The following is a 267-nucleotide window of genomic DNA, read 5'->3' on the forward strand; positions in this document are numbered from 1 at the left end:
TATCTGGTCGATCAGGCCGAAGCCGGGCAGAGCATTTACGACAGCGACTTCAAGCTCGATCCAAGCGCCGTGCAAACCGGCAGCCTGGAGCGCATCGACCACATGGCGCTGGCGCTGCCGGCTGACAACCTGGACAGCTGGGTGCTGTTCTACAAGAGCCTTCTGGACTTCGAGGCCGATGACGAAGTCGTTCTGCCCGACCCCTACGGCCTGGTGAAAAGCCGCGCGTTGCGTAGCCGCTGCAGTTCGGTGCGCCTGCCGCTGAAC

Annotated in this window: 1 pseudogene; it reads left to right on the top strand. The window is 62.9% G+C overall.

The features are described from left to right. Positions 1-267, top strand: a pseudogene (locus ACZ6JE_RS15265) (hypothetical protein); the annotation flags it as partial.

This window comes from Frigoribacterium sp. AC759 (assembly GCF_979256015.1).